Here is a 23,299-nt window from a genome sequence, read left to right as displayed (position 1 = left end):
CGGTTGTAGAGACGTTGCATGCAACGTCTCTACTGCCCTGGAGCCCCAGAGCCTTCTGCCTTAATCAATACCAACATTCAACCGAACATGATATTATTCATTTTGCTGCGCTTCTCGTTGTTTACGAATGGCGTCTCTTGCCGCTTCATGGGCTTCTAAGGTTTTACTAAATAAATGAGTGCCATCATAGCGAGCAACGAAAAAAAGATAGTCTGTTTGTTCGGGATTGAGTGTGGCTTCTAAACTGTCTAATCGGGGACTACCAATGGGGGTAGGGGGTAATCCGGGATTGAGATAGGTATTATACGGCGAAGGTGTTCCCACTTGGGCATAAGTTAGGGGCTGATCTGCCGTTTGGCGAAAGCCTAATCCATATTCAACCGTCGGATCAGATTCTAGTTTCATCCCTCGGCGGAGACGGGCGGTAAATACCCCAGCAATGAGGGGGCGTTCATCGGCAACCACTGCCTCTTTTTCCACGATACTGGCTAATGTTACCCACTCATGTAAACTTAACTGAGTTTGCTGTTGTCCCTGTTGATACACCGGTAAAGCCACCTGCTCAAATTGTTTGAGCATTTGGTTAATAATTTGTTGGGGCGTGACGCGATCGCTCGGGAGTTGATAGGTGTCAGGATATAGGTAGCCCTCTAGGTGTGGTAAGTTACTGGGTAACCAGGGAAACTGATCGTCGGGAATCTGACTCGCCGCTGCCAGAAAGTCTTGGGCTTTAAAATATCCCAGGGATTCAAAATAGGTTGCCATCTGCTGGAGGGACCACCCTTCGGGAATCGTGAACGAGAGTTGCATCACTTCACCCGTCCAAATTTTTTGGGCAACGTCGGGTAAGGGTTGACTGGGGGATAGTTTATAGGTTCCAGCTTTAAATCCACCCTCTGGATCTTGCAGTTTTAACCAATAACCCCAGAGTCTCCACGCATTGGCTGAACGAATTAAACCCGCTTGTTCTAAATCAAAACCGATTTGCTGGGCGGCTGTTCCGGTGGAAATCTGAATTTGTAGGGTATTGGTTGATGCGTCTAAGGATTGATTGACAGGAGGGGATTGTACCCAACTCCACCATGCCCATCCCTGCCATAAACCGATTCCCATGGTTATGGGAAGTAAGGCAAGATAGTAAGACCATTTAGAAAATTGTTGAATTGTTTTATTTGTCATTGGTCAGGGAACAGGGAACAGGGAACAGGGAACAGGGAATAGGGAATGGATGGGGCATGGGGAACAATAAATTCCTCATTCCATCAATCTAAGTCTTCAAATAATAACTCTTCTAGCAGCGGTTGTACTTTTTGAAATTCTTCGGGAGATAATAGTTCTAATTGACCCTTGGGGTTGCGTTTGGCGAAAAAGAGTAGGGGATCAAGGGGGGTATAAATTCCATACTCTTGTTCTTCATGGTAAAAATTCGCCAATAGTTGCAATTGTTCGGGTTCGAGTTCTACCTCTTCTTCGGCGAGTTCAATGCTGAGAATCTCCTCCTCATCCACGGGCGGAAGTTCACCCGCAACGGTTAAGGTAAACGCGGTTCGTTTCAGGGTGAGATTTTGTTCAGCGAGAACCGCTTGGGCATCGGAGAAGATTTCATCGATTTCTGATTCGTCTTCTACAAGGGTAGCATCGGCTAGATCGTCGGCTTGATCATCCTCATCCCAGGCGACAATTTCCACGGGGGAATCGATAGGGAGGAGGAGTAAATAGTCAATGCCTTCGACATTCAGAGAATGCTCGATTGAACAACTCAGCGATCGCCCCGCTTCATCGGTGAGCGTTACATTACTACTACTGTGACCAGATTGTCCATTTTCTTGGGGAAAGTCAGATGAGAACATGCCGTTTTTGTCAAGGCTCATGGAATATCAAAAACTTGCCGTACTCTGTGGATCAGGTGGCAAAGTCTTAGAATATCATGGCGCATGAACTCAAAATCATCATCTTCGAGGTTATCGGTCTAAGGCGGGACATTTTGGTTAGGAAAGGGAACAGGGAACAGGGAACAGGGAACAGTAACGAATGTCACTGCCTGCCTGAGTATTGCTATACAAACCACACCCGACACCCAACATCCCACACCCGAAGGGATAGTTTATCGGTATAAAATATAACCTCGTTTTTGTCAACGACCTAAAGGTACTCGAAAAGTGTTACCTAATTTGATAGTGTAGCTGCTGATGCTTTTGAACATGCCCAGGCTGAGGAGTTAGGAATAAATCAGACACTCAAAAATCAGGGGCAATTGCACGATCAGGCATCACCAACCGAGACTCAGAACTTGGCTGAGATCCACTCGTTCCTGAACCAATGGGACGTTGACACCGATTTGGTATCGGAGTTTAGTCAAGCTTTGGAATGGTATGAATTTGAACTCGGTGAGTGATGACTTATTCAGCGATCGCACCTCCAGCCAGTCCCAGAATTTGGATCAACCTGAACTGAACCCTAATCACCTTTACTTGGTTTGTCAAGGTCGGGTGCGGCTACTGGGTGACATTAGCGTATAATTTACGCTAGTCGGCTTTTAAATAAGTTTCTATTGTAAAAATATCCGTCTTAATTTATCTTTTCTGGCTTGTTAAGGAGGACTCGGATTTAGAGTATTGAAGGAACAACACACTGTTATGTGTGACTGGAGGATCTAACTGAGGTCAAATCGCTGTCTGCCAAGGCTTTTAGAGTTTGCGATCGCTCTTTGTGTGAGAAATGCGGGTATAGTAGGGACGCGACATGTCGTGTCCCTACAGATAGCGCATTTTGAATAGGTGGATGCCTAACGCGCCGCTTTCGCTCTAGATGTCTCCGGCGGCATACTCTCCAGACTGAGGGGCACCATATCGCCGTTAAACGTCAGTCCTAATAACATCGGTTCCTGGGGTTGAATAAACTTGCCCGTGAGGACACACCGCTCTTCTTGCTGGGCGGTGGCGGGAATACTAGCTCTGATATCGTAGACGGAAAAGTTGGGTCGATAATCACCCGATTTATGCTGGATATAGTTCCAAAGGATATCTCGAATCAGGGCTTGATAGCCTTGGTTGCCAGAAAGATCTTTGAGCTTCTCCTTTAACTCTCTCTCCAAGCGGATGCTAGTCACTTCCATTTCAGTGGTTGAAGTCCTCGGAGCAGTACGTATCATGTTTTTTTCCTCAACTATGTGGACAGGTTCGTAATACAAGTGTAGTATTTAAAAAGCAGTATTGAAAAAAATTACCTCCTGTGAGCCTTCATTTATCCCACTCCACCCCTTGCCCTGATACCAGTCGCCTCGGCGATTGGCGCTCAGCAGGTTTGTCGGTGGAGTTTTTTATTGGGGATGGATATCGCTGGATAGAACCGGGTACAGCCCAAATCGTAACCCGATATAACTCTGACGCCGAGAATTTAACCACCATCAATCCAAAACCAGATCACAAAAGCGGGAGGTACAGGCGCATCCAAGCCGTACCGATATAGGACAAGAAAACCATAACGTTTTTCCAATCCCCCGCTCTGACTCAAACAGCAGCGGGGTTTCTTATACCAAGGAGTAAAAAGCGTGACGAGTGTAACTGACGGATTAAGTCGCTCCGTGGTGGTGTTCTCTAAGAACTACCTACCCCTCAGTCGAGTCAACATGAAGCGGGCGGTGACGCTCTTGGTTACTGGCAAAGCCGAACCGCTAGATTGGTTGAGTGATCAAGGATATCCGGTGCATTCACCCAGCTTAGTCTTGCTGGTTCCCGAACAGATTCGCTTGACCAAAGCTAATTGCGATCGCGTCTGGAAAGTCCCGCCCGTGAATCGCCGTGAAGTCTTGCGTCGGGATAAGCATCGTTGTCAATACTGTGGTAGCCCAAAACGGCTCACCCTCGACCACGTTATCCCCCGATCCAAGGGCGGAAACCATCGTTGGGACAATGTAGTTACCGCTTGCCAACAGTGCAATAGTCGAAAAGGCGATCGCACGCCTGAGCAAGCGGGAATGACTCTACTCACCCAGCCCAAAGCGCCCATGCATCCCACTGTGGCTTTTGCCGAACAGTTCTGGCGCTTTCCAGCACGTCCACCTGGAATAATAGGAGATATCAGGTCATGCTGAAACTTACTTATACTGAAAATAGCTTTTACCTAGAGCGTCTAGCTGGTTCTCTAGAGGAATGGGTGACTGCCCGGGTCATGTTGGCTCTACGAGCCGCGTCCAGCCTCTGGGTCGAATCTAGCACCGCATCGTTTTTACTACCCGCTGATATGCCTCACTTGGCTGACTTAGAAAAGGCGGTTCGCCAACAAACCATCGATGACATTTCTCTGTCGATTTGCGATGCCGATTATATCGAAGTCACCCTAAACGGCACTTGGATGACATCTAATCCTCAGGGTGAAGAGGGTGTGTTTGTCGTCAAGTTAAGCGATCGCACCGAGTTCTTTCTCTGCAAACTGTGGCAGGAGTCGCAAACTTATGCCTCTGTTACCAATGAATAAGCGAGGGCGCACGACTGACAGTGCGCCTTTTTTGTATACGTCTTTTTCGGCTAAAGTGAAGCTGATAACCTTGCCAAATAAATAGAGCCATGAATACCAAGGTACTACTCCCATTCTTAATCACCACCTTGCTGGTGAGTGGATCGGCAACACCGGGAATCGGGCGGGCTGAACCCCCGATTCAAGTCGCCCAATCTATCTGGAAACCCTTTTCCTCAGCCGCAGGCAATTTCACTGTCTTAATGCCCGGTACACCTCGCCAAGAACAGGACACAATCAACACTGAATTAGCTCCACTGAACTTGAAGACATTTACCGTTGAACGTCCCAACGAAGCGAACTATTTGGTGGCTTACTTTGATTTACCGGGGGATTTTAGCACTATGATCCAAACTTCGGGTCAAATCAATGAGTTTTTAACCGGAGTGGTGCTGGGATTATCCGAAAGTATGGCTGGTCAACTATTAAATCAGCAAGCGATCAATTTAAATAATTATTCTGGCAAAGCATTTAGAATGCAGCACTCTGAAGGTGTTGTTGGTAGATATCGGCTTTATTTAGTCAATCAACGGGTCTATTTATTAGGAGTCGGTACGTCCAAAGAAAAATACTTGCAAAAGAGTATTCAGGGCTTTTTTAATTCCTTTCGACTGGCGGGAGGAGCCACCGGAACAGTTACTCCGGAAGGTGCTACCGGAACAGTTAGTTCCCCTTCAGCTGACCTCAATGCCCAATTGCGACAAGCTGTCTGTACTCAAAACTGGTCACAAGCGATTAATGTGATCAATCGGATGATCGGTCAGATTGACTCCCAAGAGGTTCGCCAACAGTTACTTGATTATAAACAAAAATTGCAAGGATTTGCCAGTTCCGATTCAGTGGTTCCCGCTAGTGAGTTACCCGATTGTTCGGCGGAAAATGGGGGTAATTAGGGGTTGCTTCAGGGAGTTTTGTGGTGAGGTTAGAGAGCAGGGGAAGCAATGTAGAGACGTAGCATGCTACGTCTGGGAGCTGGGGGAGCTGGGGTAGCAGAGGGAGCCACGTGCTGGAGTCGCATAGTTAACCCCAAGGATCATGTTCTTCGCCAATCATCCGATTCGCGATCGCTCTCCATACATACGCCAATCCTGTTCTGGATAAGAGGTTAGTCTGAGCAACGATATAGTCAGCCAGATGACTGGTAGCGGATATAACAATTAACCCCGATTCTTCAGCCAGTAACCGTTCCACCAGTTCAGCTTTTTCTTCTGTCGATAGGGTATTCGCTGCTTGCAAAACCATATCTACAGGAGTAGACTGATCGTTCATTGGTATTAAGTCGCGTTCATACATTGTTTTACTTTTCCTCATACAACTAGGAAGATTATAGGAATCATACCAGTTTAAAGAAACCGTAGATCTACTGAAAACTTATAGTTATCGGTGAGAGCAGACTGTAGAATCTACGGAATTACCCCGACTTAATCGGTAAACTGACGACAAACTCTGAACCCTCACCCAACTCTGAAATTACCTTAATTTTTCCTTTATGTTTCTCAATAATCTGATAGGAGATAGCTAAACCCATCCCTGTGCCTTGTCCAACGGGCTTGGTAGTGAAAAAGGGATCGAATATTTTAGGTTTTATGTCCGAAGGAATCCCCGAACCTGTATCCCGAATTTTGATTTCAACGTGATCAGGATTAACCTGCTGGGTTTGAATGAAAATCTGTAGTTTAGCCAAACCAGACTTAACGCTTAGTTCATCGATGGCATTACTGATGATATTCATGAAAACTTGATTTAGCTGCGCTGGATAGCACTCAATTAAAGGAATTTGCCCATACTGCTTGATGATTTTGATATCCTGAGTCAGGCGAGAATTTAGAATTAACAGTGTATTATCAATTCCTTCATGAAGATCGGCTTGTTTCATTTCTGCCTCATCTAGGCGAGAAAAATTTCGCAAGGATAAAATGATTTGGCGAATGCGTTCGCTTCCCACTTGCATGGAGTTCATGATTTTGGGTAAATCTTCACAGATAAACTGCAAATCCATGTCGTCAAGTTTCCTTTGAATCTCCGCTGAAGGGTGGGGATAATACTGCTGATACAGATGTAAGAGTTTGAGAATATCATGCGTATAGTCTTGAGCATAAGTTAGATTGCCATAAATAAAATTTACCGGATTATTAATTTCATGGGCAAGTCCAGCCACCATTCGTCCCAAACTGGACATTTTTTCACTTTGAATCAGTTGAGTTTGGGCTTGCTGTAAGTCGCGAATTTGCGTAGCGACTCGTTGAATAAGATGATTCAGAGATGTGGCTAAAACTCCAATTTCATCTTCAGTCATGACGGGGGCTTGCAGGTCAAAATTACCGTTATGAGTAGCTTGTTCGGCAACGCGGGTTACGGCTTGAATTGGACGTGCGATCGCGCGGCTGGTATAGATGGCTAAAACCGCCGCAATTCCTATCGATAACATCATACTTCCCGCAATGATGCTAGCCCGTAAGATCTTGGCTTCCTTAAATTTAGCCTTTGCCTGCTGTTGTTGAATTTCAGTTAAGCTAACGAGCTTTTCTAAACTTGCTGAAATTGTTTCAAACTGGGGAATCAGTTCGCTTTTAAACGTTTTTACAAAAAAAGGTTGAATCGTTTGAAGTTGACTGGGAGTAAGCGTTTCAGAATTAAGTCTTTCTAAAAGAGAGCTAACGATCTGATGATAGGTGCCTAAACCCCGCTCACAATAATTCAATATATCTTTTGGCGAGTTCTTATAATCGCTGGGTAATTGACGATGAGTTTTTAAATGAAATTGTAATTGGGCGAGTTGACTATTGCTTTTTATTAAAGTTTCATTTAATCTCATAATAAAATCAGCTTCTAAAGGCTGATTTTCTGATAAATAGGTTAGTCGTTCTTGGTACAATTGAATAGTAAAAAAAGATTTTTCTAAATTTCCTAACATATCCAGTCGTTCCTGGGTAATTTCTAACGACTCTCTGGCGCTATCATCATAATGTTCTCCAACGATTAATCCTGTCGCCGTTCCCAAAACAGCAATACTCACCGCTAAAAAATAGCCAGAACCAATTTTTTGATGAATACTCCAACGACGGCTGATACGATTGATCCAGAGTCCAGGATTAGCAAGCAGAAGGAAGCGACGCGCTGGTGGGGAAGGAGTCGCGACACCTGGATGGTTAGAAAGAATACCCGATTCTGAGTGATGCATAAGGCAAATGTGATACCGTCATTGTTTTACTATAGACAAAGCACCCTTTGCCCATCTAAAGTACAATTTTCAGATGTCAATCCTGTGAATTTGATGTTTCAGTCATTCGTCATTCGTCATTTGTCATTCGTCATTTGTCATTTGTCAGGAATAGGGAACAGGGAACAGGGAATAGGGAACAGGGAACAGGTAAGGTAAAGTTTTGAGTTAACTTCCCCATCTTCCCCATCTCCCCCATCTTCCCCATCTCCCTCATCTCCCCCATCTCCCTCATCTCCCTCATCTCCCCGTTCCCTGTTCCCTAAAACTAAACCGCTAAAAAGCGCTGAATCACCTGCTGACTCAATTCGCTGGTTAAACCTGATGCGACAATACCTCCCTTCTGCATCGCGTAGTACCAATCTGCTTGTCGGACAAAATGCAGATGCTGTTCCACCAGCAGCACAGAAATCCCTGTAGACTTGACAATCTGGCGGATAGCGGCTTCAATTTCAAGGATAATCGAAGGTTGAATTCCTTCGGTGGGTTCATCCAACACCAGTAATCGAGGTTTCCCCATTAACGCCCGCGCGATCGCCAGTTGTTGCTGTTGTCCTCCACTCAAATCTCCGCCCATGCGAGATAGCATAGATTTTAGCACAGGAAACAAGCTAAAAATTTCCTCTGGAATCTCAGCGTTGTTCCCTCTACCTTGACGACAGGCTTCCAACCCCAGCAACAGATTTTCTTTTACCGTTAACCGGGGAATAATCTCCCGCCCTTGGGGAACATAACCAATGCCTAATTTTGCCCGTTTATCTGTAGATTTATGGGTAATCGGTTGCTCGGCTAAGGTAATTGTACCTGTTCGAGGTTTGAGCAACCCCATAATCGTTTTCAATAATGTTGTTTTTCCCACGCCATTACGCCCAATCAGACAAACCATTTGTCCAACGGGTACACTTAAATCCACATCCCGCAGGATGTGACTTTCGCCATAGTAAACATTTACATCCCTAATTTGCAGCATTAGCTGAGTTGAGGATTGATGATCGATTTTAGATATTACTTGGTCTGTTTGACTCATAGCTAGAAGCGATTAATTGGTATTCTTAGTGTAGTGCAGCATCGCTCAAGAATTAGTGTAGGGGCGGGTTTAGGGACTAAATTCCGCTATTCACCGATAACATTTCAACAAAACCCGCCCTCCCCACCGATAACTGAACTGGTATTCGTAGGTTGTAGGGGCGGGTTTAGGGATTAAAATCCGCTATTCACCGATAACATTTCAACAAAACCCGCCCTCCCCACTGAACTGGTATTCGTAGGTTGTAGGGGCGGGTTTAGGGATTAAAATCCGCTATTCACCGATAACATTTCAACAAAACCCGCCCTCCCCACCGATAACTTTTCAATTCAAAGTTTTTAATTTGATTTTGTAAATGTTATGGAATTTTGACTGAGCAGCAGCAGTCTCTGGAAAAGCCCAATTTGACGTTGTTATTTGGCTGTAGTATGATATATTAAATTATGTATAGTCTGGTATTATAGGTCAATTGTAGTTAATTTACAAAAACACAGGATTGAAACCCTCAGTCTGGCGTCATTTTCTGCACTAGCGTCAGCAAAACTCAAAAAATACAAGCATACCCCAATGACAAAATTTTTTGAGCTTACTCAGAAATAACTTTGACAAAAAACACATTGTATGTATTTATTCCTCAATCACAACGACTTGGAGGTATCTGCTTTTAAGCGATTTACCACAGCTTCCGGTAAATCCAGAAGCTTGACCAGTTCTTTGTAAGCGGCGGCTTCTTGTTGATTAATAGTGGGTTCATTAGGCGTGCGAGCGCTAACATTAATCACCTCATACCCCAACTTCAGAATTAACTCCCGTTCTTCAGGACTTTCAATTTGAGCCACCAACTCATCAATATCAACATGAGCAGCTAGATAATCCCGCAATTCTGTTTGTAACTTTTCCTGCTCTTCACTATCCGTTGAAAACAATTGACTCAAGCGAGCAATAATTAACTCCGCTTCTTCAGGCGCTAAATCCCCATCAGACCAAGCCATAGCGGTGACAATTCGCAGCAGTTTCATTTGACGGGCGCTAATTGAGGACTCTCGTCCCAAATACACCTCCACCACACGGGGGTCATTATGCACCTCATCAATACTTCCTTCACATAACACCGACCCCTCATGCAGCACCGTCACCTTACGGGCAATCAGCCGCACAAATTCCATGTCATGTTCAATGACAATAATTGAATGACTCTCGGCTAAATTGATCAGTAAGTCAGCAATATTTTCAGTCTCTTCATCCGTCAACCCCGCCACAGGTTCATCAACCAGCAATAAATCCGGGGATTGCGCCACCAACATGCCAATTTCTAACCGTTGCTTTTCCCCATGGGAAAGTAAATCGGCTTGTAAATCGGCTTTGGAAACTAAACCAATTGTTTCTAATAACCCTAACACCGTGCGTCGTTCCGATGTAGCAGGACGCCCAAACAGTGTTGAAAACACAGTTTTACTGCGATTACAGGCTAAGTCTAAATTTTCTCGCACCGTTAGATTTAGGTAAACTCGCGGGGTTTGAAATTTACGACCAATCCCCATGCGTACAATCCTATCTTCTGATTTACGCCGTAAATTCTGTCCTTTAAATAGAACTCGTCCCCTAGTTGGCTGGACTTTTCCGGTGATCACATCGAGGAACGTGGTTTTTCCCGCACCATTGGGTCCAATAATCACCCGTAACTCTCCAGTATCCATACTGAAGTTGAGGGTGTTGAGTGCCTTAAAGCCATCAAAACTAACGGTTAAATCTTCAATCGCTAAAATTTGTTGATTCATGTTTAGCAAGACTTTAGCTGACTAATGACAAAGGAATAATGACAATGATATTTACTAGAATTCCCTATTCCCTATTCCCCATTCCCTGTTCCCTGTTCCCTATTCCCTATTCCCTGTTCCCTAAAACTAATGACTAATTTCCTCTCGTTCACGTTGCACATCTGGGTCTTCTTCTAAACTAGGATAAGTAATTACCTCTTTGCGCTTACCGAATAGACTCAGCAACGCCTGATACCCGGAATACCGCCACCACCCCACAATTCCACTCGGCAACACCGTCACCACTACCAAAAATAATCCGCCTTGGAAAAATAGCCAACTTTCGGCAAAGTTTTCACTTAAAATACTTTTGGCAAAATTAACCACCAGCGCCCCTAGAATTGCGCCCACGAGTGTAGCACGACCACCAACCGCCACCCAAATCACCATTTCAATCGAGAAGGCAATATCCATCGCCTTCGGTGAAACAATACCCGTTTGCAGCGTGAACATCGCCCCCGCGATTCCCGCCAACCCCGCAGAAATGGCAAAGACTAAAACCTTAAATCCGGTGGGATTGTATCCCGAAAACCGCACCCGATTTTCATCATCGCGAATCGCCACCAGTAACCGCCCAAAACGCCCCTGAGTCAGCCAGCGACATAAGGCATAAGAGACAACCAGCAACAGAATTGTGATAGTATAAAATATAAACTGGGTTCGCGTGGCATTCACATCAGCCCCCAGCAAGGTTTGGTAATTGGTCAAACCATTCGTACCGTTGAATAGTTTCTGTTGACCATTGAAGAAATTGAAAAAGACAATTGTCGCGGCTTGGGTGAGGATAGAAAAATAAACGCCCCGAATCCGGTTACGAAAGACAAGATAGCCAAACAAACTCCCGACGACAGCCGGAATAATAATCACGGCAAAGACAGCAAATCCAAAGGAATCAAAGGGTTGCCAAAACCAGGGCAATTTATCCACCCCATAAAGACCCATGAATTCGGGTAAAGTCTCGCCTTCCAAGGGGGCTAATTTTAGATGCATTGCCAACGCATAACCACCCAAGGCGAAAAAGATGCCATGACCCAGACTTAAAAGTCCGGTATAGCCCCAAATCAAGTCAATTGCCAAAGCTGCGATCGCCAATGCCAAAAATCGCCCCAACAAGCTCAGGCGAAAGTCAGACAACGCCAACGGAAACACAATAATCAGCAGCAGTGCGATTAGAGTAACCACACCCACTTCAATCAGCAGCGATTGACGACGCTTGCGCCGTCGGTCTAGTCCGGGAATTTCAATTACTGAGTCATTGGTCATTTGTCAAAACACTGATTTCACGGATTTATTGGAGAGATTGGGGTAGGGAGGTGAGTGAGAGCTTATTCATACACTGATTTCACAGAAAAGTTTGTTCTCTCATTTTGACAGGGTGATTAGGATTTAAAGGAGATTATGAAAGTCATTTGTCATTTGTTTTCCTATTGCCTATTGCCTATTGCCTGTTGTCTTCTGCCTTATAGTTCATAGGATCGTCCTTTCTGTGGAAAAATCCCGCCCGGTCGAATTTGCAGGAAAATGATAATTAGGGCAAATACCATCACCTTTGCCATACTGGTGGTGGCAAAGAAGGTAAAGAAATCAAATAACGGCTCAATGGGCTGAAAGAGCAAAGCCAGTATTCCCGAACCAATCAGGTAATTAATCGTACCAATCGCTAACGCCGCCACAATCGAACCCACCAATTTACCGACGCCGCCAACCACCACCACCATGAACGTATCGACCACATAATTTTGACCGGTATTCGGGCTAACTGAACCCAACAAACTAATCGCACAACCTGCAACCCCCGCTAAACCTGAACCAATAGCAAAGGTTAACGCATCAACCTTACCCGTAGGAATTCCCAAACAAGCGCTCATACTCCGATTTTGAGTTACAGCGCGAATCCGCAATCCCCAAGCTGAACGCTGCAAGAATAGGTAAATTCCCGTGATGCAAAGAATCGTTAGCCCAATAATAAATAATCGGACATAGGATAACTGAAAACTGCCTTCCGATAACTCCACCATCCACCCTCCCCGCATCCAACTTGGCGCGGTGACATCAACACCTTGAGTGCCAAACCAAGGCTTAGTTAACCCTAGCTCGAATGTTTCACTCAAAACCTTGCCAATCGTAAAGACAATTCCCAGGGATAATACCACCATTGTCGGGATTGCCCAAGAACGAATCCGCGGAAAATCTGCCCGACGAGACAGTACCCACAGCGCCCCAAAAAACAGCAGGCAAAATAGAGCAATGCCAATCACCATCACCCAATTTACGCTGCGGACGAACTGCTGCAAAATTAAACTAACGCCCCAGGTTGCTAGCAAGGTTTCCAGGGGACGCCCGTATAGAAAGCGGATAACCCCCCGTTCCAGAACCAATCCGACAAGGGCGGTTACCAGAAACGCGATCGGTATGGCAAATAAGATATAGGTTTCAAACCAAGGTTCCCCCAGAGACTTGAACCCATTTTGGACAACAAAGGTCGTATAAGCACCCAGCATCATCAACTCCCCGTGTGCCAAGTTGATCACACCCATGAGTCCGAACACAATGGCTAATCCCAGCGCTGCAATTAATAAAACAGCGCCAATACTGATACCGCCATAGAGACTATCTAAAAGTCCTGCTAGCACAATTTTCTACGTTGATTGTTGGTCAGGAATGACAAAGGACTAATGACTAATGACTAATGACTGACTTATACATCTTTTAACTTATATTTACCCCCCTTACTCGGATCAGACCAATCACAACCTAATCCCTTAGTATCGGCAACAAATTGATTCCAGGGAACGGGTTCAATAGCCGCTTCCGTCTCGTTGACAATTTCAAACAGACCATCCTCTCCCACTTTTCCAATCCGTACCACCTTCGAGAGGTGATGGTTAGGATTCATGGTGACCATCCCTTCTGGGGCTTCAAATTTCTGACCATAAGCCGCTTTGCGGACAGCTTCTAAGTCATCAGCCGTTCCTGCTTGTTCAACCGCTTGCTTCCACAAGTAAACGCCAATGTAGGCAGCTTCCATGGGGTCATTAGTCACTCGGTCTTCACCATATTTTGCCTTAAATGCCTTGACAAAATCCTGGTTTTCTGGGGTATCAACGGTTTGGAAGTAGTTCCACGCCGCATACTGATCTTTCAGGTATTCTGTACCAATTGCCTTGACTTCTTCTTCAGCAATACTTACAGACATAACCGGATACTTATCCGGGGTTAACCCTGCACCCTGTAGTTGTTTGAAGAAAGCCACATTACTATCTCCGTTGAGAGTATTAAAGATAACGCCCCCCTCTGGTAACGCCGCGCGGATTTTAGTAATAATTGGGGTAACTTCTGTATTTCCTAGAGGCAAGTAATCCTCGCCAACGGTTTCGCCACCCAGTTCTGCAAGCTGTGCCTTAATAATTGTATTAGCGGTACGAGGGAACACGTAGTCAGAACCAATCAGGAAGAATTGTTTGCCCTTATTCTCCAGCAACCAATCCACGGCTGGCTCAATCTGCTGATTCGGAGCAGCGCCTGTATAGAAGATATTGTTAGAACACTCCTGACCCTCGTACTGCACAGGATACCAGAGCATATGTTTTTTCTCTTCAAAGACAGGTAATACCGCCTTGCGGCTAGCCGACGTCCAGCAGCCAAAAACGGAAACGACCTGATCTTGGTCAATTAGCTTTCTGGCTTTCTCAGCAAACGTGGGCCAATCTGAGGCACCATCTTCCACAATCGGTTCAATCTGCTTACCTAGGACACCCCCAGCAGCGTTGATTTCCTCAATGGCGAGTTGTTCGGCATCCACGACACTTTTTTCACTAATCGCCATTGTGCCACTGAGGGAATGGAGAATCCCGACTTTTATCGTGTCACCATTGCCACCAGCCGCCGCCGAGTCAGAGGTTGTCGCCTCTCCTGTGGTATCCGGTGCTGGCGGCTCACTACAGGCTTTGAGCAGAAGCGTGGTTCCCAACGTGGCGGAGCCATAGATCAAAAATTTACGTCGCCCTAATCGTCTAACCATTTGTATAGATATTCCTTCGGTAATTCCAGTCGGTTGATAGAGATAAACCTGGTTAAGCTGTGATATTAGAGCGAGCTTATCCGAGGAATTGTTATTTTTGATACAAAATGACGAGGCAGGAGAGATGGGGAAGATGGGGAAGCCGGAAAAAAAGTTGAACACAAATTAAAAGTTGTGCTAGTATTGATAACTGTGAACGAAATGGGTCGGTGCCCGAGTGGTTAATGGGGGCGGACTGTAAATCCGCTGGCTTTGCCTACGTTGGTTCAAATCCAACTCGGCCCATCACATGACTCTAATTTTTAGAGGGTATGTGTACTAGAAGCGTCCATACAAATATGCCCGTGTAGCTCAGTGGTAGAGCACACCCTTGGTAAGGGTGAGGTCACGAGTTCAATCCTCGTCACGGGCTTTTTGGATATCTATATTTGATAAGGCTTGTAAGCTTATAGCTTAATTGAGACATCCAGAGTTATAGTACTAAATCTGGGTGTCTTAGTTGTTTTCGGGTATCAAGTGGGTATCATGGATTAGAGTACAGAAATATGATACCCAATATTTGATACCCAATGAGAGCCATTACATCTACTGGAACCGCTTCTAAGGCTTCAAAAGGCACTGTGGTAGTAGAAAACTTCAGTAAATAGCTTGTTGGAAATGGTCAAGAACTAAGCAAATTACTCAATACAATCCTTGGAACGAGCTACAGAAAAGAATAAAAGTCCCACCTAAACAGTCTCCTGAACCTTTTAGCAAAGATGAGATTATTAAAATCATAGAATCATTTCAAACAAACAAACATTACAAGCACTATACAAATTACGTACAATTTATTTTTGCGACTGGTGTGAGGACTGGTGAAGCGATAGGTTTAAGATGGAAACATATTTCTAATGACTTTTATACTATCTGGATAGGTGAAAGTATAACGCGCGGTGTTCATAAATCCACTAAAACTAATAAAACTCGAATAATCCCTGTTAATGACAAGCTAAAAAAATTGCTGCAATCAATTAAACCAGGCGATGCTAAACCTGATGATTTAGTATTTACTAGCCCTGGAGGTAATGCAATTGATGACCACAACTTTAGTCAGAGAGCTTGGAAAAAATGTCTAGATCAAGCAGGAGTTGAGCATAGAAAGCCTTATAATACACGACACACATTTATCTCTCATTGCCTAGAAGCTGGAATGAATCCTGTGGTAGTTGCTGAAATAACTGGTCATGATGTGCAAACTTTATATGAAAATTATGCTGGTGTTGTATGTTCAAAACCAACCTTACCTGAACTTTTTTAATTGCTGATGAATAAATGACACAAAGGATAGTCGTTTAAATTTCTATAGATCTAGCTAGCCCCTAAGAGCGATAATATTATGAAGACAAATATAGGTCAGAAAAATGTTTAAACGCATCTGGAACCGCCTTTTTCAAGTCATCATCGTGCTTATGGGGTTGTGGCTAGCCTGGGATTTGCTGGCTCACCTGGTTGCGGAAATTTTATGGTTCATTGAGCTTGACTATTTGTCAGCGTTCTGGTTACGCTTGCGGACTCAGCTAGGTTTGTGGGCATTTGTTGGCTGCTTATCCGCCGGATTTTTACTCAGTAATTTGTTTCTCGCCAATCGGCTGAAGTATCCCGCCGCCATCGCCAAGGAGGTTGGTAACCCCACGAGGATACCTCCGGGGACTACTCAAATCAATCCAACCCTACCAAAGACTCCTACACCAGACTCTACACCCTTCAACCTTATAAAGGGAGCGTTAGCGCTGAGGTTAGGATTACTCTTACCAATCGTACTATGCCTCGACGTACTCGTGGGGATTATGCTACTCCATTACGGCGAAGTGGCTATCTCCCTGTGGCAACCTGATTTTAATTTACCCAGTGTAACCCCACCCCTACCACCTCCTTTTGATTGGACTTCCATAAACGATGTATTGTTACGGCTGCTGGTACAGATAATACAACTCATTGTTTTAGTCATCATTGTCATCGCATTGGTGGTTAATTCCCAATTCTGGTTAACGGCGATGGCTGTTGCTTTTTCAGTGGTTTTTGCCTTAGTGGTATCTGGACAATGGGGCAGGATTTTGCAGTATTTCCAGCCAACCGCCTTTAACGCGAATGACCCTTTATTGGGCACGGATATTAGTTTCTATGTCTTTAAACTTCCGGTGTGGCAACTATTGAACTTTTGGCTGGGGGGGCTGTGTCTGTTTGGTTTAGTCGCCGTAACGTTAACCTATTTGGTATCTGGAAATAGCCTGTCTCATGGGCGGTTTCCCGGATTTTCTGATCATCAACTTTATCATTTACATGGATTGGGTTCCTTGGCGATGGCGACGGTAGCGTTCCATTATTGGCTATCGCGCTACGAACTGCTGTATTCCACTCGTGGCGTTACCTATGGTGCTAGTTATACCGATGTTAAGGCGCAGTTACCGATTAATACAGGGTTAAGTGTTTTCGCCCTGGGAATTGCTCTATTTTTACTGATTAGACCGATAATCGGGTTTAAGTCGCTGCACAGGAGTGGCAAGGGAACACTCTCCCTACTGGGATTGTATGTGATCATGGTCGCGATCGCAGGCTGGCTAATCCCGGCGACGGTGCAACGGTTTGGCGTGCAGCCAAATGAATTGGAACGAGAACGCCTCTATATTGAACGCAGTATCAAACTGAGTCGAGCGGCGTTTGATCTTGATAGTATCAATGTGGAAATCTTTGACCCTGAAGGCGAACTCACCAGTGCTGATTTAGATGAAAATATTTTAACGATTCGCAATATCCGCCTCTGGGATGCTCGTCCCATTCTGCAAACTAATCGTCAGCTACAACGTATCCGTCTCTACTACGAATTTCCGGACGCTGATATTGACCGCTACAGACTACCGTTAGAAGTGACGGGTGTTCCGCCTTCCTTTGCGGGAGAACAAGGCGATGAACTAGAAGCAGAAGACACAGAGATTTCCCTAACTGTACCCACACCCGGTTTCACGATTGAAAAGCAACAGGTGATTATTGCACCCAGGGAATTATCCTACGAATCGGTTCCCGAACAAGCCCAAACCTGGGTTAACCAACACTTAGTTTATACCCACGGCTATGGCTTTACGATGAGTCCTGTAAATCGGGTGGGTAGTGGCGGATTGCCTAACTATTTTGTTAAAGATATTGGCACCGGTGCTGATCTCGGTGTTGGCGGCGATTTATCCACATCTAGCCAACTGATTCGCGAAAGTATTCCGATTGGGGCGCCGCGAATTTACTACGGACAACTCACTGAAAATTATGTGATGACTCCCACTAAAGTGCAGGAATTCGATTATCCCAGTGGTGAGGATAATGTTTACAATACCTACGATGGCACTGGGGGTGTGCAGATTAGTTCACTATGGCGCAGGCTGTTATTTGCCGAGTATCTCAAAGATTGGAAGATGTTGTTTACGGACAACTTTACGCCGGAAACCAAGGTATTATTCCGTCGCAACATCAACCAACGGATTCGGGCGATCGCGCCGTTCTTACGTTATGATCGCGATCCGTATATTGTCAGTGTTAATCCTCAGGGTAAGGAAACAGAAACGGATCAAGCCTATCTTTACTGGATTATTGACGCCTACACCACCAGCGAACATTATCCCTATTCTGACCCGGGTGATAATGAATTTAACTATATCCGCAATTCGGTTAAAGTCGTCATTGATGCCTATCACGGCACGATTACATTCTATGTTGCCGACCCCGACGATCCAATTATTCAAACCTGGACAAAGATTTTTCCTACCCTATTCCAACCGTTAGATGCTATGCCTCCGGCGCTGCGACGTCATATTCGCTATCCGGTAGACATCTTCAGTGTTCAGTCGGAACGGTTGCTTACCTATCACATGACTGACCCCCAAGTATTTTACAACCGGGAAGACCAGTGGCGGATTCCCCAGGAGATTTATGGCAGGGAGTTGCAACCCCTAGAACCCTACTACCTGATTATGAAACTGCCAACTGCCACCAATGAGGAGTTCATTCTCCTCCATCCCTTTACACCTCAGGCACGTAATAATTTAATTGCTTGGTTAGCAGGGCGTTCAGATGGTGAGAATTATGGCAAATTACTTTTATATCAGTTTCCCAAACAAGAACTAATTTACGGACCCGAACAAATTGAAGCCCTAATTAATCAAGATCCGGTCATTTCTCAGCAAATCTCACTGTGGAATCGTCAAGGTTCACGGGCGGTTCAGGGGAATCTTTTGGTGATTCCGATTGAACAATCCTTACTTTATGTCGAACCGCTTTACCTGGAAGCCGAACGCAATAGCCTACCTATTTTAGCGCGGGTCATTGTTGTTTATGAAAATCGCATTATCATGGCGGAAAGTTTAGAAAAGGCGCTGGAGGGAATCTTTGAGCAACCTGAACAAGAACCAGCCCCCACGATTATTCGTCCCCTAGAGGAACCTCCTGTGCCGTTAGGGGGGGGATAAGTAGGGTCTAGTGGGTAGGGAGCAGGGGGAGCAGGGGGAGCAGGGGGAGCAGGGGGAGCAGGGGAAGTTAGTAGGGGTTTGGTGACCAAACCCCTACACGCCTCCCTCCTGTAACACTTCCGAGAAGGCAAAATCGGGTTCGGCTAATACAAATATTGTTGTCGGTAATCCCGTGGCTAAACCTTGCAAACGTTCGTAATAACTGGTGTAATCATCCATCGGTTTCGCCATACCTAAGAAGACTAAATCCGCACTTTGAGAAGACCGACGCAGGATTTCCGGGAACGGGCGTCCCTTTGCTTCAATCACTTGCGATCGCGCCCCGATCCGCAGTTGTTTAGTCAGGTTTTCCACATTCTTCCGCGTGGCTTGGGCGGCGGCGTTATTGGCGACGACTAATTTAAGGTTAATTTCGGCACTGCGCCATTCCAGACTCGTCCGCAACAGATACGCCAAAATTAACATCAAACCCCCATTTGCCTGTAACCCCCCCCACCAAACATCAATCCGTTTGCGGCGACCAAATCCCCGTTCCTCCACATCCCGTAAAATCACCACATTGCGACGGGCTTGATGCAAGTTGGCGATCATCTGACAGTAACTCCCGCGATGAGAGGCTTGTTCACTATCGCCTAACAGAATCGTATTGGGAACCAACGGACCAATCCCATACGCCTCAACTAACCGTTCCGCCCCAATAAACGGATCAGGGGCAGTAATTAACCGGGCTAACCCTTGCACCCCCCGCTTCTCCAAATACTCGCGAATCGTGGCTTCCATTTCCAACTGCTTGGCTGGATCACGAGATCCACTGGGAATCACACTGGCGACGGTAAATAAACTACGTTTGTGGGTTAAATTTGCCGCAAACTCCACCAAATGCCAGCGACGAGTCGGTGCGCCAGAAAAGACCAGAATATGAGGACGCCAGTTTTTCGTATCAGCGGTATAGTCGAGGCGATTAATTCCCGTCCGTACCAGCGCCATCCAGACACCCTGACGCACATCCCCCCACGCACTTTGTAATTCCCGCCGTTCTAACCAAATATAAACACTCGATACAATCACCGCCGCCATAATTGTCGCCACGGCGTTAAGTAAGAACATCACCCCCAAACAGCCAACCGCCCCCAGCAGAGATAAGGACCAATGCACCCGGAAGGAGGGGCGAAAGGAGGGACTGCGTAAAAAGCTTTCAATTCCCGCCGCCACGTTCAAGACTAAATAGGTGGTGAGGAAGAACATACTCAAAATTGGGGCGATTACGTTGAGATCCCCCAAAGCCACGGCGACTAACACCAAGCCCAAGGTTACTATCGTAGCAATACGCGGTTCATCTTCAGATCCAGAACCCGTTCCCAGAAACTTCAGCCACCGGGGTAAAATCCCATCCCGCGCCAGCGCCTGCATGACTCGGGGTGCACCGAGAATACTACCAATCGCACTGGATAATGTCGCCCCCCAAACCCCCAATAAAACCGAAGGACCCCAGAGGGAGATTTTCTCCATAATTAACGGGTTTTCGATTAAGGTGAGAGCATCCGCCCGCATGGCTAAAAGTATGGGTAATGCCATATAAACCACATAACCCGTCCCCACCGCCGCCAATGTACCAATGGGAATCGAACGGGTAGGATTGCGTAAATCCCCGGACATATTCACCCCCGCCATAATCCCGGTAACGGCGGGAAAGAAGACAGCGAAGACTGTCCAAAAGGGTTCAGAGTTTTGCGGTTTCGCCCCCCACAGTTCAATCTGAGTATTCGGGTCAACCGGGGACCCAAACACCAAACAAATCAAAGACAGCGCGATCGCTGCCATAATAAAGTATTGTGCCTTAATCGCAATTTGGGCAGACGCGATCGCCAGAATTGCCACCAGAATTGTGGTAATGATCGCCGTCAGCCGTAGATTTAAGTTTGGAAACGTCAGCGTCAGACTCTCAGCAAAACCAATCGTATACAGCGCCACGGATATCGCCTGGGCAAAATACAGGGGAATCCCCACCGCGCCGCCGGTTTCAATCCCCAGAGAACGGCTAATCATATAATAAGCGCCCCCAGCCTTGACCACCCGATCTGTTGCGATCGCACAAATCGACAGCGAAGTCAGAAAGGTAATCGCCGTAGACAGGGTGACAATAATCAGCGTACCAAACAACCCCACATTCCCCACGACCCAACCAAATCGCAGGTACATAATCACGCCCAGAATCGTCAGCAGGGACGGCGTATAAACTCCCCCAAATGTACCTAAACCGGTCTCCGGTTCAGGGGGAATTACTGGAGATGACTGTTGACGGAAAGGGTTTTTCATGGTAAGCACCTAAGCCTGGTTCAATCCAACAAGAAAAGGGGAAATTGTTTCAGCAAAGACAGAGTTAGTTCTATCTTGATGTCCCCGTAAACAAGCAAAAAAAAAGAATTAAAGCTTTCTAGCACCCTCACGAAACCCGTATCACACCCTAATTTAAACGATTTTAAGCAGTCGGCGATCGATTCTACTGAATACCCGTGTCCGTTACTGTAGCAAAAAAAAATTCTCTTTAATCTCTATCTCAGGATTAGGGAATGTTGATCCTTCGCTGCGATCGAGGAAACCAGGTTTATAGGGGCGGGTTTAGGGACTTTCGTCTCGCCATGAGATGATAACATTTGTGCAAAACCCGCCCTGACTTTGTAGGGGCGGGTTTAGGGACTTTCGTCTCGCCATGAGATGATAACATTTGTGCAAAACCCGCCCTGACTTTGTAGGGGCGGGTTTAGGGATTTTCGTCTCGCCATGAGATGACAACATTTGTGCAAAACCCGCCCTGACCGAGTGCAAAACCCGCCCCTACACCGCATCACCCCATCACGGATAAAAACTCAACAACGGTAATCCCAACTTTTCATCCCACCCCATGATCAGATTCAAGCATTGAATCGCTTGACCGGCTTGACCTTTAATCAAGTTATCGGTAACTGACATAACAATCACCCGGTCAGTACGCGGATCAACTTCAACGCTGATATAACACAAATTCGTTCCACACGCCCACTTGGTTTGCGGATACGTCCCACTGGGTAAGACGCGCACACAAGGAGACGCACGATAAAATGCATTATAAATCGTCGCCAAATCTTCTCGCACTAATCCGGGGTCACGCAATGTTGCATAAACCGTCGCCAGGAGTCCGCGCACCATTGGCATTAAATGAGGCGTAAACTGTACCATCACCTCATGACCCGCCAAATCACTGCAAATCTGCTCAATTTCCGGGGTATGGCGATGACGCGCCACTCCATAAGCCGACACCGAACTATCCGCTTCTGCGAGTAAAAGATTAGTTTTCGCCTTACGCCCCGCCCCCGATGTGCCTGATTTGGCATCAATAATCGCCGTATCGGGCTGAATTAACCCCTGTTTAAGCAACGGTGCAAGTGCCAAAAGACTGGTAGTAACATAACAGCCAGGACACCCTACCAGTTTCGCATTAGCGATGCGATCGCGATATAATTCCGGTAAGCCATAAACCGCTGAAGCCACGGTTTCCTGGTCATTACGTTCTCCCCCATACCAGGTTTTATAGGTCTCCAAATTCTTAAACCGATAATCAGCCGAAAGGTCAATCACCTTACACCCTTTCGCCAACAACGGCGGCGCCATCTGACACGCCAAACCATTGGGTAACGACAGAAACACCACCTGACAACGGCTGGCAATTTTATCTAAATCAATCTCCTCAATGGTCAAATCCACACAATGACCCAAATGAGGATAGAGTTCAGAAAACGGCTTCCCCGCACTACTACTTCCCCCCAAATAAACCACCTCAACACCTGGGTGATCCATCAATAGGCGTATTAATTGCACGCCTCCATAGCCAGAAGCGCCAATAATTCCGACAGGCAATTGTCCTAAATCACCCATAATATTCCTTCCCTAACAGAGTTAACATCAAAAACAGATGAACATTTGCTGCATTTTAGCTTGAACCGTGATTTCGTGATTTATTTATGGATGGCAGGAATGTTGAGAGTGTAGGGGCGGGTTTAGGGACTTTCATATCGCTATTGATGATAACGTTAATTCAAAACCCGCCCTGACTATCTGTAGAGGTCGATTTCACGACTATCGGTTCCTTTTCACCCAGAGGTAACTAAACCCACCCCATCTCCCCACCTGCACTCGGTTCAGAGAGTTCGCTACTATAAAATCAGACCA

Annotated in this window: 19 protein-coding genes and 2 tRNA genes; 9 read left to right on the top strand and 12 right to left on the bottom strand. The window is 45.9% G+C overall.

Translation table 11 applies throughout. The features are described 5' to 3' along the window. Positions 1-93 precede the first annotated feature (93 nt). Complete coding sequence (mltG, locus tag RIB93_RS02600; RefSeq protein ID WP_446370008.1) at positions 94-1,179, bottom strand: endolytic transglycosylase MltG; 1,086 nt, start codon at positions 1,177-1,179, stop codon at positions 94-96. Positions 1,180-1,262: 83 nt separating this feature from the next. After that, on the bottom strand, positions 1,263-1,850 hold the full coding sequence (locus RIB93_RS02595; protein ID WP_446370006.1) for a DUF3727 domain-containing protein: 588 nt from the start codon (positions 1,848-1,850) through the stop codon (positions 1,263-1,265). Positions 1,851-2,327: 477 nt separating this feature from the next. On the opposite strand from RIB93_RS02595, the gene RIB93_RS02590 reads away from it, so the two are divergent. Continuing rightward, entirely contained in the window at positions 2,328-2,519 is a 192-nt protein-coding gene (locus RIB93_RS02590; RefSeq protein ID WP_446370004.1) for a hypothetical protein, read from the top strand. 266 nt (positions 2,520-2,785) lie between these two features. Here the strand turns inward: RIB93_RS02590 and RIB93_RS02585 are convergent, their stop codons facing one another. Beyond that, positions 2,786-3,148 carry a hypothetical protein gene (locus tag RIB93_RS02585; protein WP_446370049.1) on the bottom strand — a complete coding sequence of 121 codons (363 nt, stop codon included), beginning with the start codon at positions 3,146-3,148 and terminating at the stop codon, positions 2,786-2,788. An 83-nt stretch (positions 3,149-3,231) separates the two neighbouring features. On the opposite strand from RIB93_RS02585, the gene RIB93_RS02580 reads away from it, so the two are divergent. The 4 genes from RIB93_RS02580 to RIB93_RS02565 all read left to right on the top strand — a co-directional run bounded on the left by RIB93_RS02580 (position 3,232) and on the right by RIB93_RS02565 (position 5,408). Further along, positions 3,232-3,468, top strand: a complete 237-nt coding sequence (locus RIB93_RS02580) for a hypothetical protein (RefSeq protein ID WP_446370003.1) — start codon at positions 3,232-3,234, stop codon at positions 3,466-3,468. Between the two features lie 82 nt (positions 3,469-3,550). After that, positions 3,551-4,093 (top strand): HNH endonuclease, encoded by a 543-nt coding sequence (locus RIB93_RS02575; protein WP_446370001.1) that lies wholly within the window; start codon positions 3,551-3,553, stop codon positions 4,091-4,093. Beyond that, positions 4,087-4,476 carry an alr0857 family protein gene (locus tag RIB93_RS02570; RefSeq protein ID WP_446369999.1) on the top strand — a complete coding sequence of 130 codons (390 nt, stop codon included), beginning with the start codon at positions 4,087-4,089 and terminating at the stop codon, positions 4,474-4,476. The genes RIB93_RS02575 and RIB93_RS02570 overlap by 7 nt, the downstream gene beginning before the upstream one ends. Positions 4,477-4,565: 89 nt before the next feature. After that, complete coding sequence (locus RIB93_RS02565; RefSeq protein ID WP_446369997.1) at positions 4,566-5,408, top strand: hypothetical protein; 843 nt, start codon at positions 4,566-4,568, stop codon at positions 5,406-5,408. A gap of 127 nt (positions 5,409-5,535) precedes the next feature. On the opposite strand, the gene RIB93_RS02560 is transcribed toward RIB93_RS02565, so the two are convergent. The 7 genes from RIB93_RS02560 to urtA form a co-directional block, all read right to left on the bottom strand. Next, a complete protein-coding gene (locus RIB93_RS02560) occupies positions 5,536-5,784 on the bottom strand; it encodes a hypothetical protein (RefSeq protein ID WP_446369995.1) in 249 nt (82 codons plus the stop codon). A gap of 142 nt (positions 5,785-5,926) precedes the next feature. Next, positions 5,927-7,696 carry an ATP-binding protein gene (locus tag RIB93_RS02555; protein ID WP_446369993.1) on the bottom strand — a complete coding sequence of 590 codons (1,770 nt, stop codon included), beginning with the start codon at positions 7,694-7,696 and terminating at the stop codon, positions 5,927-5,929. Positions 7,697-8,003: 307 nt separating this feature from the next. Continuing rightward, positions 8,004-8,705, bottom strand: a complete 702-nt coding sequence (urtE, locus tag RIB93_RS02550; RefSeq protein WP_446370047.1) for an urea ABC transporter ATP-binding subunit UrtE — start codon at positions 8,703-8,705, stop codon at positions 8,004-8,006. 695 nt (positions 8,706-9,400) lie between these two features. Further along, positions 9,401-10,540 (bottom strand): urea ABC transporter ATP-binding protein UrtD, encoded by a 1,140-nt coding sequence (gene urtD, locus RIB93_RS02545; RefSeq protein ID WP_446369991.1) that lies wholly within the window; start codon positions 10,538-10,540, stop codon positions 9,401-9,403. Between the two features lie 126 nt (positions 10,541-10,666). Then, complete coding sequence (gene urtC / locus RIB93_RS02540; RefSeq protein WP_446369989.1) at positions 10,667-11,842, bottom strand: urea ABC transporter permease subunit UrtC; 1,176 nt, start codon at positions 11,840-11,842, stop codon at positions 10,667-10,669. Between the two features lie 197 nt (positions 11,843-12,039). Further along, the gene (gene urtB / locus RIB93_RS02535) at positions 12,040-13,212 is read right to left on the bottom strand and encodes an urea ABC transporter permease subunit UrtB (protein WP_446369987.1); all 1,173 of its coding nucleotides are present in this window, start codon (positions 13,210-13,212) and stop codon (positions 12,040-12,042) included. Between the two features lie 65 nt (positions 13,213-13,277). Further along, positions 13,278-14,600 (bottom strand): urea ABC transporter substrate-binding protein, encoded by a 1,323-nt coding sequence (gene urtA / locus RIB93_RS02530; RefSeq protein ID WP_446369985.1) that lies wholly within the window; start codon positions 14,598-14,600, stop codon positions 13,278-13,280. 203 nt (positions 14,601-14,803) lie between these two features. Between urtA and RIB93_RS02525 the strand changes: the two genes are divergently transcribed. The 4 genes from RIB93_RS02525 to RIB93_RS02510 all read left to right on the top strand — a co-directional run bounded on the left by RIB93_RS02525 (position 14,804) and on the right by RIB93_RS02510 (position 19,093). Next, positions 14,804-14,885, top strand: a tRNA-Tyr gene (locus RIB93_RS02525). Positions 14,886-14,940: 55 nt separating this feature from the next. After that, positions 14,941-15,012 (top strand) — tRNA-Thr (locus tag RIB93_RS02520). A gap of 231 nt (positions 15,013-15,243) precedes the next feature. After that, positions 15,244-15,900, top strand: coding sequence for a site-specific integrase (locus RIB93_RS02515; RefSeq protein ID WP_446370045.1), 657 nt, complete (start codon positions 15,244-15,246; stop codon positions 15,898-15,900). 103 nt (positions 15,901-16,003) lie between these two features. Continuing rightward, positions 16,004-19,093: a UPF0182 family protein gene (locus RIB93_RS02510; RefSeq protein ID WP_446369983.1), complete on the top strand. Its 3,090-nt coding sequence runs from the start codon at positions 16,004-16,006 to the stop codon at positions 19,091-19,093. A 93-nt stretch (positions 19,094-19,186) separates the two neighbouring features. Here the strand turns inward: RIB93_RS02510 and RIB93_RS02505 are convergent, their stop codons facing one another. Both RIB93_RS02505 and argC read right to left on the bottom strand, forming a co-directional pair. Next, positions 19,187-21,409, bottom strand: coding sequence for a Na-K-Cl cotransporter (locus RIB93_RS02505; protein ID WP_446369981.1), 2,223 nt, complete (start codon positions 21,407-21,409; stop codon positions 19,187-19,189). Positions 21,410-21,946: 537 nt separating this feature from the next. Further along, the gene (gene argC, locus RIB93_RS02500) at positions 21,947-23,005 is read right to left on the bottom strand and encodes an N-acetyl-gamma-glutamyl-phosphate reductase (RefSeq protein ID WP_446369979.1); all 1,059 of its coding nucleotides are present in this window, start codon (positions 23,003-23,005) and stop codon (positions 21,947-21,949) included. Between the last annotated feature and the right edge of the window lie 294 nt (positions 23,006-23,299).

The sequence above is a fragment of the Coleofasciculus sp. D1-CHI-01 genome (genome assembly GCF_040218875.1).
In the GTDB taxonomy this organism is placed as follows: domain Bacteria; phylum Cyanobacteriota; class Cyanobacteriia; order Cyanobacteriales; family Coleofasciculaceae; genus Coleofasciculus.
The sequence above is the reverse complement of the archived record's forward strand: the minus strand, read 5'-3'. Positions and strand labels throughout refer to the sequence as shown.